The 11,980-nt window shown below is 58.5% G+C and carries 15 protein-coding genes; 4 read left to right on the top strand and 11 right to left on the bottom strand.

The window, feature by feature from the left end; genetic code table 11:
- Positions 1 to 55 precede the first annotated feature (55 nt).
- Positions 56 to 730 (top strand): 4-carboxy-4-hydroxy-2-oxoadipate aldolase/oxaloacetate decarboxylase, encoded by a 675-nt coding sequence (locus RBH71_RS08765; RefSeq protein ID WP_003518022.1) that lies wholly within the window; start codon positions 56 to 58, stop codon positions 728 to 730.
- A gap of 210 nt (positions 731 to 940) precedes the next feature.
- On the opposite strand, the gene speB is transcribed toward RBH71_RS08765, so the two are convergent.
- The 5 genes from speB to RBH71_RS08790 are packed head-to-tail and all read right to left on the bottom strand — an operon-like array spanning position 941 to position 4,857.
- Positions 941 to 1,894, bottom strand: coding sequence for an agmatinase (speB, locus tag RBH71_RS08770; protein WP_003518025.1), 954 nt, complete (start codon positions 1,892 to 1,894; stop codon positions 941 to 943).
- 19 nt (positions 1,895 to 1,913) lie between these two features.
- The gene (locus tag RBH71_RS08775; protein ID WP_003518027.1) at positions 1,914 to 2,696 is read right to left on the bottom strand and encodes an amino acid ABC transporter ATP-binding protein; all 783 of its coding nucleotides are present in this window, start codon (positions 2,694 to 2,696) and stop codon (positions 1,914 to 1,916) included.
- Position 2,697: 1 nt separating this feature from the next.
- A complete protein-coding gene (locus RBH71_RS08780) occupies positions 2,698 to 3,348 on the bottom strand; it encodes an amino acid ABC transporter permease (RefSeq protein ID WP_003518030.1) in 651 nt (216 codons plus the stop codon).
- Positions 3,345 to 3,995, bottom strand: coding sequence for an amino acid ABC transporter permease (locus tag RBH71_RS08785; protein ID WP_003518032.1), 651 nt, complete (start codon positions 3,993 to 3,995; stop codon positions 3,345 to 3,347). Before RBH71_RS08785 ends, RBH71_RS08780 begins: the two co-directional genes overlap by 4 nt.
- Before the next feature lie 19 nt (positions 3,996 to 4,014).
- Positions 4,015 to 4,857, bottom strand: a complete 843-nt coding sequence (locus RBH71_RS08790) for a transporter substrate-binding domain-containing protein (protein WP_003518033.1) — start codon at positions 4,855 to 4,857, stop codon at positions 4,015 to 4,017.
- Between the two features lie 112 nt (positions 4,858 to 4,969).
- Between RBH71_RS08790 and RBH71_RS08795 the strand changes: the two genes are divergently transcribed.
- From RBH71_RS08795 to arsK, 3 genes are all read left to right on the top strand, one after another.
- Positions 4,970 to 5,893, top strand: coding sequence for a LysR family transcriptional regulator (locus RBH71_RS08795; RefSeq protein WP_003518035.1), 924 nt, complete (start codon positions 4,970 to 4,972; stop codon positions 5,891 to 5,893).
- A gap of 139 nt (positions 5,894 to 6,032) precedes the next feature.
- The gene (locus RBH71_RS08800; protein WP_003518036.1) at positions 6,033 to 6,404 is read left to right on the top strand and encodes an ArsR/SmtB family transcription factor; all 372 of its coding nucleotides are present in this window, start codon (positions 6,033 to 6,035) and stop codon (positions 6,402 to 6,404) included.
- A complete protein-coding gene (gene arsK / locus RBH71_RS08805; protein ID WP_085945686.1) occupies positions 6,382 to 7,602 on the top strand; it encodes an arsenite efflux MFS transporter ArsK in 1,221 nt (406 codons plus the stop codon). Before RBH71_RS08800 ends, arsK begins: the two co-directional genes overlap by 23 nt.
- A 4-nt stretch (positions 7,603 to 7,606) precedes the next feature.
- Here the strand turns inward: arsK and arsH are convergent, their stop codons facing one another.
- From arsH to RBH71_RS08835, 6 genes are all read right to left on the bottom strand, one after another.
- Positions 7,607 to 8,335 (bottom strand): arsenical resistance protein ArsH, encoded by a 729-nt coding sequence (gene arsH / locus RBH71_RS08810; protein WP_003518038.1) that lies wholly within the window; start codon positions 8,333 to 8,335, stop codon positions 7,607 to 7,609.
- A complete protein-coding gene (gene arsC / locus RBH71_RS08815; RefSeq protein WP_003518039.1) occupies positions 8,310 to 8,735 on the bottom strand; it encodes an arsenate reductase (glutaredoxin) in 426 nt (141 codons plus the stop codon). The genes arsH and arsC overlap by 26 nt, the downstream gene beginning before the upstream one ends.
- A gap of 2 nt (positions 8,736 to 8,737) precedes the next feature.
- Positions 8,738 to 9,796: an ACR3 family arsenite efflux transporter gene (arsB, locus tag RBH71_RS08820; RefSeq protein ID WP_003518040.1), complete on the bottom strand. Its 1,059-nt coding sequence runs from the start codon at positions 9,794 to 9,796 to the stop codon at positions 8,738 to 8,740.
- Positions 9,796 to 10,152: an ArsR/SmtB family transcription factor gene (locus RBH71_RS08825; protein WP_003518041.1), complete on the bottom strand. Its 357-nt coding sequence runs from the start codon at positions 10,150 to 10,152 to the stop codon at positions 9,796 to 9,798. The genes arsB and RBH71_RS08825 overlap by 1 nt, the downstream gene beginning before the upstream one ends.
- A 261-nt stretch (positions 10,153 to 10,413) precedes the next feature.
- Positions 10,414 to 11,133 (bottom strand): ribonuclease activity regulator RraA, encoded by a 720-nt coding sequence (locus RBH71_RS08830; protein ID WP_003518042.1) that lies wholly within the window; start codon positions 11,131 to 11,133, stop codon positions 10,414 to 10,416.
- Between the two features lie 34 nt (positions 11,134 to 11,167).
- Positions 11,168 to 11,965, bottom strand: coding sequence for an NAD-dependent epimerase/dehydratase family protein (locus RBH71_RS08835; protein ID WP_003518043.1), 798 nt, complete (start codon positions 11,963 to 11,965; stop codon positions 11,168 to 11,170).
- Between the last annotated feature and the right edge of the window lie 15 nt (positions 11,966 to 11,980).

Genomic DNA, 11,980 nt, shown 5'->3' on the forward strand with positions numbered 1-11,980 from the left:
AACTCAATGCGAGTGGCGGGACGTTCTCGCCGCCAGCCTTACCGTGGGAGGTTTTATGATCCACATTAAAGATATAGCAGAACGGCCAAGCAAGGCAGACATCGAAGCCCTTTCGAAGTTTTCGCCGGCAACCATCCACGAGGCACAGGGTCGCAGGGGCGCACTTTCCTCCCGCATTAAGCCTGTCGACTACCGCATGAAACTGTGTGGTCCCGCCTTTACCGTCAAATGCGCGCCGCGTGACAACATCATGTTGCAGCTGGCCATTAATTACGCCAAGCCCGGCGACATCATCGTGGTTTCAGCTGGTGAGTACGAAGAGGCTGGTTCCTTTGGCGACGTGCTGGCAAATGCCTGCCTTGCAAAGGGGATCGGTGGTCTGGTGACGGATACCGGTGTGCGTGACACCTTGCAGCTTCGAGACCTTGGCTTCCCTGTATTCTCGTTCAGCGTCTGCATCAAGGGTACCGTCAAGGAAACGATTGCCGCAGTAAACGATACGATCATCATTGGCGATGAGATCGTCAATCCCGGCGACATCATTGTTGGCGATGCGGACGGTTTGGTGGTTGTGCGTCGTGCGGACGCTCAGGAATCGGCACGTCTTTCGCAAATTCGCGAAGATGCTGAAGCGGGCTTCATTGAAGCTTACAAGCAGGGCAAATCCGTTATCGAGGTTAGCAATCTGGAGCCCGTCCTGAAGGCAAAGGGGCTTGTCGTCGATATCTGATTTTTGTGTGGTGCAGCGAGGCGCGTTTGGCGTTTTTGGACTTTTAAAACCGTCGCAACCATAGCTACATCAATGCAAACAAAAGCCCTCCCCCCGCGGAGGGCTTTTGGCTTCACGGCTGACGAGACCATCGAACTCCAGGAAGCCCCAAGGGCGGCCCTTCTTGCGCGCTGCGTGGCCAAGGATCCAGTATGGGCGGATCGCGGTTTTTTATGCGTTCCGAGCTATGAAGATACGTCCGATCGTGTTGAGCAGAATCTGCGCAGCCAGAATGGCGGTTGAGCCGGTGTGATCGTAATCAGGCGCGACCTCGACCAGATCGATGCCGACGATCTCGCCACGCTTTGCAAGACCTGTAATCAGTTCCAGTACCTCGTAATAGATGAAGCCGCCATGGCTCGGGGTCCCGGTTCCTGGCGCGATGGACGGGTCGAAGCCATCGATATCGATCGAAAGATAATAGCGCTTGCCCGCGGGGATGCGCTCCACTACGGCGTCCACGCCGAGTTTGCGGATCTGGCGCACGGAGAGAATATCCGAGCCCTGGGAGCGGGCATAGTCGTATCCTTCCTTTGCGGTGGAGGAGACGTTGCGGATACCGAGCTGGGTCATTCCGGTGACCCACGGTTTTTCCGAGGCGCGGCGCATGGGGCTGCCATGTCCGAAGCGGACGCCGTGACGCTCATCGACGAAATCCAGATGCGCGTCGATCTGCACCAGATGGATCGGCTCCTGATCGCTGAAGGCATTGATGCAGGGGATGTTGATTGAGTGGTCTCCGCCAAGCACCACAGGCAGTGCGCCGGCTTTAAGGATCTTGCGGACGCCGAACTCGATATTCGCGTGGCTGTTCACCGTATCGGTATGAACAATGTCGGCGTCGCCTATATCGACGATCTTCACGCCTTCCAGATATGTGACGTCGTCCTCGTGATCGTAGGCGCCCGCGTGGCCGAAGGAAAACAGGGTGGAGGCCTCACGGATGCTGCGCGGCCCGAAGCGGGCGCCGGGGCGCCATTGCGTCCCAAAATCGAACGGGGCACCGAGAACCGCAACATCCGCGTCGATCGCGTCCCAGTTTTCGACGTAGGGACTTTTGGCAAAGGTGGAAATACCGACGAATGGCAGGTTCAATCGTCCGCCGTCATAGCCGTGGGCAGTCATAGAGATGTCCTTTCAGATATCAAAGTGCGCGCTCGCGCCAGGTTTGCAGAAATTGGGAAAGGCGTTCGCTCTTCGGATTACTGAAAAGCGTCTGCGGCGCGCCTTCCTCAACGATCTTGCCGTCATCCATGAAGACGACACGGTTGGCCGCATGCGCGGCAAAACCCATTTCGTGCGTGACGATGACCATGGTCATTCCTTCCGCCGCGAGCGTTTTCATGACGGAAAGCACTTCACCGACAAGTTCGGGATCGAGTGCGGAGGTCGGTTCGTCGAACAGCATGGCGCGGGGGTTCACCGCCAGTGCGCGGGCGATGGCGACGCGTTGCTTCTGCCCACCGGACAGGCCGTCGGGTCGGCGGTCAGCGAAAGCGGCAAGCCCGACTTTATCCAGCATGGCGCGGCCGCGCTTTATCGCTTCGGCCTGGGGAAGACCATGGACGAGCCTGAGCGCCAATGTCACGTTTTTGATGACGCTCATATGCGGCCACAGATGAAAGTGCTGAAAGACCATTCCAAGCGGGCGGCGCGTCTCTGCCAGTTCTTTCGGACCGGCGCGTTCGCGGCCAAGCGGGGTTTCACGCCAGCCGATCAGGCGGCCGAAGACATCGACATCACCCGCGTCATAGGGATCGAGAAATGCAAGCGAGCGCAGAAGCGTGCTCTTGCCCGATCCCGAAGGTCCGATGATGCACAGGACATCACCCATATGAATGTCGAGATCGATGCCTTTCAGAACGGTCTTGTCACCGAACCTTTTCTCCAAGCCGCGCGCGGAAATAACAACTGTTCGTTCGCTCATGTCAGGAGCCTTCGGTGGAAAGGCGGCGTTCGAGATAGAGGCCGAGCCGCGACAGGATTTCGACGATTGCCCAGTAGAGCAGGGCAATGGTGAGATAAGGGGTTACGACCGCGAAGGTGATCGAGCTGATCGTACCGGCGACCTTGGTCAGCTCGCTGAGCGTGATGACGGACAGAACGGCGGATTCCTTGACGAGATTAATGGCCTGGCCGACCGAAGCCGGCAGCGTCAGTGCCAGCGCCTGCGGCATCTGGATGTGGAGAAAGGTGTCGCCGGAGGTAATGCCCAGCATTCCCGCCGCTTCGATCTCGCCTCTTGGAACGGCATTGAAACCGGCGCGGAAAATCTCCGCAAAGGGGCCAGCGCCATAGAGGCCGAGACCGACGATGCCGGCGGCATAGGGGCTGAGGATCAGCCCCAATTGCGGGCCGCCATAATAGAAAAGAAACAGGATCAGCGCGAGCGGCGCGCCGCGGGCAAACTCCACATAAAGCCTTACCGGTAGGGAGATGGCCATGTACCGCGACCGTAGCGCCGCAGCCAGCACGATACCGATGATGACGGCCAGTGCGATACCCGCAATGGAAACTGTCAGTGTTGTGAACAACCCGGCCGCATAGAGAGGAATATCGTTCAGGAAGCCGGAAATCATCGCGTCGCTCCCTTTGTCAGGTGCCGTTCGACAAGGAGGCCTATTCCCGCAAGTAGCGCTCCAACCGCGACATAAAGCAGGAGAGCCGAGAGATAGGCGTCGAGTGGCCGGAAGGTGGTGGCCGCATATTGCTGGGCACGGCGCGTCAAGTCGGTGACGGCGATGACCGAAACGAGTGAGGAGTTCTTCACGAGAGCCTGTATCTCGCCGACAAGTGCCGGCAACATGGTTCTGAAGGCCTGAGGCACTTCAATGTGCAGGAATGTACGACCTGCGGAAAGGCCGAGCATGGCGGCGGCTTCCCGCTCTCCCTTTGGAATGGATTGCAGGCCTGCCCTGTATATCTCCGACTGGAAGGCGGCTGTGTTTAGCGCCAGCGCCAAAGTTGCGGCAGCAACCGGCGTCAGATCCAGCCCCAGAAGTGGCAGGACGTAGAAGACGATCAGCAGCTGGACTAGAATGGGCGTGCCTCGCCAGAAGGAGATGTAGAGACCGGATGCCAGGCGGGGCAGGCGGCCGCTGCGACCGCAGGCCGCGAGGAGAAGGGCCAGCGGCGCTCCCAGGAGAAGCGCCGAAAGGCTGACGGTCAGCGTGGTGAAGAGGCCGTCCAGAAGAACCGGCCAGATGGCAAAAGATATCTTGTCCATGACCGGTTCGACCTGCCGGTCACTCAGTCGCCGGCAGAGTGGCGGGCAGTTCCATCTGCGCGCCGAACCATTTCTTCTGGAATTCGGCCAGTTTGCCGGATGCATTGAGCTTTGCCAATTCACTGTCCATGAAGGCATTTAGTGTCGCACTGTCAGTATCGTTGCGGCCCGCCCATGAGAAATAGGTCTTCGGTCCGAAGGTCGGCAGAACGACTTCAAAAGCATCCGGCCGCTGGCGTGCAGCTTCCAGAAGGTTTGGAAGCGAGTTGACGACGGCGCGCAGGCGCCCGGCACCGAGGTCGGCATAAGCTTCCGAGAAATCCGTGTAGCTGGAGACCGTCGTGGCATCCTTGCCGGCGGCCTTCAGTTCGGCGGAAAACGTCTCAAGCGCCTTGAGCTGCGCGGAGCCCGCCTGCGAGCCGACGGGCTTACCCGCGATATCTTCCGGCTTGGAGATCTCGGCATCGCCCTTGCGTTTCAGGATTGCCATCGTCGCATCGGCAACGGGTGCTGAGAGCTTGTAGGCCTTCATGCGTTCCGGCGTCACGGTGACCGAGGTCACGACATAATCGAAGCGGCTGGCGGCAAGGCCTGGCAGGATGCCCTGCCAGGGCAGATCGAGACGCTTCAGCTCAACGCCCGGCAAGGCTTTCATGACTTCTTGCATGATGTCAGCGGAATAACCGACGATCTTGCCGTCCTCGACAAATTCGAACGGCGCAAACCGGGCCTCGGTTGCGACAGTGAAAACCTTATCGGCCTTGATCTTTTCCAGAAGATCGGCGGCATGGGCGGATGCGCCGAGGCTGACGGCGAAGGCTGCGCAGAGTGCGAGAGATTTCAGAGTGGGCAGGTTTTGCATGGTTTCGTTCCCTTATTGGTTTGTGATTGGGGAGGAGGAAACCATGGACATTATTCCAGAAAAATAGGAAACTGATGGAGTTTATATTTGTAAAATTGATGTAACGGTCCCCATGCAGCTCGCGCAATCCGACCTTCGTTCTCTCGCCGTCTTCCGCGCCGTCGTGGAGCACAAGAGTTTTCTCGGCGCGCAAATCACGCTCGGGCTGAGCCAGTCCGCTGTCAGTTTCCATATCAAGGCGCTGGAAGACAGGCTCGGTTTCAAGCTGTGTCGGCGAGGGCGATCCGGTTTTGAATTGACGGATCGCGGCGCGCTCGTACATGAGCGTTCGAAAGTGCTGTTCCTGGCGCTGAACGCCTTCGAAAGCGATATCGGTACGCTCAAGAACCGTATTACCGGTACGTTGCGACTGGGACTTGTGGACAACACGATTACCGATCACGACCTGCCCATTCACCGGATCATCGCCCGCATCAGCGAAAAGGCGCCGGAAGCACGTATCGAGCTGGTGATCGACACGCCGGACGCCCTGTTGTCGGAAATTGCCAATGGCGGCCTGGACATCGCACTTTTACCGGAAACGCTGCCGTATCAGGGCCTGAAGCTTTCGCGCTTCAGGGAAGAGGCGCATTCACTGTATTGCGCGAAGGGACACCAGCTCTTTCATCTTCCCGATGCCGAACTTTCCGTCGAGCGCATCGAATCCTTCGATTTTGTCGTGCGGCCCTATGCCAATATGCGTGAGCTGCAATATTTTCCGCAGGCACGGGCGCGCGCTTCGGCCTCCAACATGGAGGCGCAGGCGATGTTCGTGATGTCCGGCCACTATGTTGGGTATCTGCCTGATCATTATGCAGATGATTGGGTCCAGAAAGGAATTTTCCGGCCGTTGATGGCAGCAAAGACCCGTATCCAGTCCACCTTCGTTATTGCCACTCGGTCCGCTGAAAAGCCTTCGACGGTGCTCGATTTCTTCATTCGCGAACTCGCCGGTTTCGCATCAGAGGCGTTTCACAAGAACGCGCGCAAGGCGTAGAGCATACGCCGCTCATAGCCCCGTCGCCGCGAACGCCTACGTGTGTTCCAGGGGGCAAGCGTGATCTTGGAAGAAATTGCCTTGCCGATGGCATCGCCGTTCGCTATCCATACTTCAATAATTCAAGGATTGTTGAAATATGGATCAGCATCAGGCTCTTTCGGCATTTGCTGCCCTCTCTCAGGAGACGCGCCTCGCGATCGTTCGAGCACTTGTCGTTGCCGGTCCTGACGGACTGGCCGCCGGTGCAATCGCCGAGCGCATGGGCGTCTCGGCGACGAACGTGTCGTTTCATCTCAAGGAACTGGAGCGGTCTGGCCTGGTCTCGCAACGACGAATATCGAGGTCTATCCTTTACAGCGCCAGCTACGACACTTTGGCCGAGCTTGTGAAATTCCTGGTAGAAGACTGTTGTGCCGAACATCCGGCGATTCTGGAGAATGTCGAGCGAAGCGATGGATGCGCCAGTCCGGCTGGCACTTCGTCCGATGGGGGCAATATCATTGCATAATTCGAAAGTACCTGCTGGCATCGTCTCAGCGCTTGGCCTCACGCAGATCATCGGTTACGGCACTCTCTATTACAGTTTCAGTATTCTTGCCCCCGGCATGGCGGAAGACCTCGGCCTGACATTGGCGGAGGTATTTGGCGTCTTCTCGGTGTCGCTGTTCATCGGAGGTCTGTCGGCAACCTATATCGGCAGGCAGATGGATAGGAGCGGAGCCGCCACGGTGATGACGGTCGGCTCAGGCCTTGCGGCCTTTATGCTGTCGCTCTGTGCCTGGTCACCGTCAGTCGCAATCTTTGCCGTTGCCATCATCCTGCTCGAGGTATCGTCCGGAATGGTGCAGTATCAGGCCGCGTTCGCGACGCTGGTCGAAAGCGATCCCAGAACCGCATCCCGGAGCATCACCTACCTCACGCTGATCGGCGGGTTCGCATCGACGATCTTCTGGCCGATCTCGGCCGCGCTTTCCGAATGGATGTCATGGCGTGAGATCTATCTGGTCTTTGCAGCGCTGAATCTGTTCCTTTGCATGCCTCTACACGTCTGGATCATGCGCGTCGGCAAGACCGGACCGAATGCGGATGCGGCCGTCCCTCGCGAAGCCATAATCGGAGCAATCCCCCACGATGCGCGCCGCCGAAGCATGATCATGGTGTCGTTCGCCTTCGCGCTTCTCGGATTTTCGCTTGCCGCGATCCTCGCGCACATGGTGCCGATGCTCGGTTCCATCGGGCTAGGTGGCGCGGCAGTAGTTATAGGATCTCTGTTCGGTCCGGCACAGGTCGCAAGCCGCCTGATCAACATGGTCTTCGGAAAGAACCTGTCGCCGCCAGCGCTTGCCGTCCTGTCTGCGGTGCTGATCGTGTTCGGCATCCTGATCTTGCTGGCAACGCGAGACTGGCTACCGGGGGCAGTCGCGTTCGCAATCTGCCTCGGGCTTGGGTCAGGCATCAACAGCATCGCGCAGGGCAGCCTGCCACTCTATCTGTTCGGATCGGAAGGGTATGGCGCGATCACGGGCAAGATGGCGGCAGCTCGACTGGCGCTCGGAGCCGGGGCACCCTTCGCGTTCGCGGCGTCCATGGAAAACTTTGGCCTGAGCCTGTCACTCATTGGAAACGCATGTCTCGGCGCGGTCAGCATCACGGCATTCGTTGCGGTGGCAGCGTCCTGTCGGCGGCCAGCCACCGCAACAGCCTAGGTCGTCAGATCGACTTCAGGGAGACCCGCTTCTCCAACTCGACTGCTTCTTCCTTCCGCTCGCTGTAGCGGTCGGTCAAATAGGCCGAGGCATCGCGGGTCATGATGGTGAACTTCACCAGCTCCTCGCAGACATCCACCACCCGGTCGTAATAGGGAGACGGCTTCATCCGTCCGTTAGCATCGAACTCCTGATACGCCCTTGCGACCGACGACTGGTTGGGGATGGTGATCATCCGCATCCATCGCCCGAGGATACGCATCTGGTTCACAGCATTGAAGGACTGGCTGCCGCCGGAAACCTCCATGACAGCGAGCGTCTTGCCCTGTGTCGGGCGAACAGATCCGAGCGAGAGAGGAATCCAGTCGATCTGCGACTTCATGATGCCGGTCATCGCGCCGTGGCGCTCGGGGCTTACCCAAACCTGCCCTTCCGACCATTGCGAGAGCTCACGCAATTCCTGCACCTTCGGGTGGCTCACCGGTGCTTCGTCGGGCAAAGGCAGGCCCTTCGGATCGAATATCCGAACTTCGCATCCAAGCCGTTCGAGCAGCCGCCCTGCTTCGAAGGCAAGCAAACGACTGTAGGATACCTCGCGTAGCGAACCGTAAAGGATCAGAATGCGGGGCTTATGTGTCGAAAAGGCCGGACGCAGAGCATCGAGATCAATCGCGTGCAGGTTCTGGCCCTCAAGTGCGGGGAATGTGTCAGGCAATGCGCTTTCCTTCATCATCGAGGACCTGTTCGCCGTCTTCTTTGGTAAACGGCCCCTTGAATGCGTCTGCCGGAAGTATATCCAGAACCACTTCCGAGGGGCGCGACAACCGCGTACCCATCGGGGTGATGACGAATGGCCGGTTGATCAGGATTGGCGTCTCGAGCATGGCATCGATCAACTGGTCATCGGTCAGTTCAGGATATCCAAGCCCAAGCACCGTATAGGGCGTGCCCTTCTCGCGGATCGCCTCGCGGACGGTCAGCCCGGCGTCTGCGATCATCTTGACGAGTTGCTCGCGGCTCGGCGGGGTTTTCAGATACTCGATCACAGTGGGTTGAATACCGGCGTGCTCAATGAGTGCGAGGGTGTTGCGCGAAGTGCCGCAATCCGGGTTGTGATAGATGGTGACGTCCATGCTCATTGCCTTTCGGTAATTGTGTTTCGGGAAACGGCTGGGGCCGCCTCGTACCAATCCTTCGAGCGGTTCACGATCCAGACGACCGAGAGCATGACCGGAACCTCGATGAGGACACCAACAACGGTTGCCAGTGCTGCGCCTGATTGAAAACCGAACAGGCTGATAGCGGCCGCAACCGCGAGTTCGAAGAAATTGCTTGCACCGATCAGTGCCGACGGACCGGCAATGCAGTGCCGTTCGCCGCTCATCCGGTTCAGAAGATAGGCGAGCCCGGAGTTCAGATAGACCTGGATAAGGATGGGGATTGCAAGCAAGCCGATAACGGCCGGTTGGGCGATAATCTGCTCGCCCTGGAAGGCGAAGAGAAGAACCAGTGTTGCAAGCAGCGCTACCAGCGAAATCGGCTGCAGCCTTGCGAGAATGCGATCGAGCATCCGTGACGTTCCGTCCGCCATGAGCCGGTGCCGGATGAACTGCGCGAGGAAGACGGGCACGACGATATAGAGGGTAACGGAGAGGACGAGCGTGTCCCACGGAACGGTGATTGCGGACAGGCCAAGCAAAAGGCCGACAATGGGAGCAAAGGCGATGACCATGATCGCATCGTTGAGTGCGACCTGCGAGAGCGTGAACAGTGGTTCGCCGCGTGTCAGGTTAGACCACACAAAGACCATTGCAGTGCAGGGCGCTGCGGCAAGAATGATCAGTCCCGCGATATAGGAGTCGATCTGGTCAGCGGGAAGATAGGGGCGGAACAGCCAGCCGATGAAGAGCCAGCCCAACAGCGCCATCGAGAACGGCTTGACGGCCCAGTTGATGAACAGCGTGACGCCGATACCCCGCCAGTAGGTGCCGACCTGCGTGAGAGAGCGGAAATCGATCTTCAGCAGCATCGGAATGATCATCATCCAGATCAGGATTGCGACCGGGATATTCACCTTGGCAATCTCGGCCGCGCCAATGAGCTGGAAGACGCCGGGCAGCAAATGGCCGAGGGCGACACCGACGATGATGCACAGAAACACCCAGACGGTTAGGTAACGTTCAAATGTGGACATCAGGCGGACTTTCCCGCGTGTGGAGTGCAGCAGGGCGTCAACTCGGCGATCAGCGGAGCGCAAAGCTCTGCCGATCCACCACAACAATCTTTCAGGAGAAACAGCGTCATGTCGCGAAGCTGTTCTATCTGCGCGCGATACATGATGATTCTGCTCTGGCGTTGCGATGATACGAGGCCCGCGCGTGACAGAACATTCAGATGCGCGGACATGGTGTTTTGCGGCACCACCAGCGCGCGCGCGATGTCACCCGCCGGCAAGCCTTCCGGTGCGTGCCGCACCAGAAGCCGAAAAGTTTCGAGACGGGTTGGCTGGGCAAGCGCCGCCAAAGCGAGAATAGCCTGTTCTTGTTCCATATATCCAGATTAATGGAAATATAGGCATAGTCAATGTGTTTTTGCGGGTGTTACCAAACACCACAAACTCCAGGGGATCATTTTACGAATATCGACAGAAACCAATTTCGGGCCGGTTTTTAGTGCGGGAAAATCGTCGGCCCAGCCGCTTCGGCGACTTGGTATTATTGTACATGCGAGTCCGCCTGCATGAGTGGGACGCCACCCATGCAGGCTTGCTTCAATGCATTGCGGACGAAACCGGCAAGCGTTCTGTTCGGCTCACGCGCCCGAACGGTCTCTCTGTTCGCGCCATACGGCGAAAGCTTTCTGGTGTTCGTCCTTCGTGCAGGGATAAAGACCGATGATGGTTGCGCCGCCCTTCACCTGTTCGACCACGAAATCCTCGTAAGCGGTCATTTCCACCGCTTCTGTCGCGATTTCGTCGGCAATTCCGGCGGGGATGACGATGACGCAATCCGCATCACCGACAATGATATCCCCGGGGAAAATCGGGGCATCGCCGCAGCCGATCGGGCCGTTGATTTCAATTGCTTCGTGTTTGGTGAGGTTGGTAGGGCTGGATGGTCGGGTGTGGTAGGCTGGAATATCCAGCTCCGCAATCGTCGCAGCATCGCGGAAACCGCCATCCGTAACGACGCCGGCAGCACCGCGCACCATCAGGCGGGTGATAAGAATATCACCAGCGGATGCGGCGCTCGGGTCTTTGCGGCTGTCCATGACCAGTACGTGGCCGGGCGGGCAGGTCTCAATGGCGACGCGCTGGGGATGTGCTGGGTTGCGGAATTCCACCAGCTGGTTGCGGTCTTCGCGGGCGGGCATGTAACGCAGCGTGAATGCAGGCCCGACCATGTTCGCGCCCTTGTGGCCAAGCGGGTGGACGCCCTGAATGACCTGGTTGCGCAGGCCGCGCTTGTAGAGTGCGGTTGCGAGGGTGGCGACGGAAACCGTCATCAATTTTTCCCTGGTTTCTGTATTCATCTTATTCTCCTCGAATAGCGTGAGTGTCTGCACATCAGTTTTTGTGGATCGGTTCGTCTATGAAAACGCCGCCCTGGTATTTCGCGATTGCGGCATCCGGATCAGGGCGAGGGACATCCCGTTCGATATCGGCCCGGAAGCGTGCGGCATTATCCCGCCGCTGCCAGCCGAGAAAATCGACGTGGGAATTATCCCACCAGCTGTCGTCATTGGCAGAGACGCCCCAGATGACCGGGCAACCGAGTTTTGGCGCGTGAAATACGGCCTCTACTAGGGAGACCAGATCGTCATGGCTGAGCCAGGTGGATAACATGCGCCAGTTGGTGGGCTTCTCTTCGCAGGAGCCAATGCGGACGATGGCCGTTTCCTGTCCGAATTTGGAATGGTAGAGGCTCGCCATTGCCTCGCCGAAAATCTTCGAGACGCCGTAAAGGCCATCCGGCAAAAACGGTGTCTGCGGCGATAGCTGCTCACCCTGCGGATAATATCCGATGGTGTGGTTGCTGGAGGCAAACAGGATGCGTGGCATGCCAGCAAGCCTTGCTGCCTCGTAAAGATTATAGACACCGCGCAGATTGGCGGCCTCGATGGGATCGTAAGCCTTTTCGACGGAGATGCCGCCGAGATGGACGATGCCGTCGCAATCCTTGACCAGCGCATGGACGGCGCCACCGTCCTCCAGAGAGCAGCGGATGATCTCTTCATTCGCTGCCGCCGCACCCATATCAACCACATCCGAAAGGCGGATGATCTCCGCGAGATGGCCGAGCCTGCCGCGCAACATGCTGCCCAGCTTGCCGCCGGCGCCCGTAATCAGCAAACGTTTCATCATTTTGCGCGCTCCCGT

It is taken from the genome of Rhizobium sp. AN68 (genome assembly GCF_030758035.1).
GTDB classification, from domain to species: Bacteria; Pseudomonadota; Alphaproteobacteria; order Rhizobiales; family Rhizobiaceae; genus Agrobacterium; species Agrobacterium tumefaciens.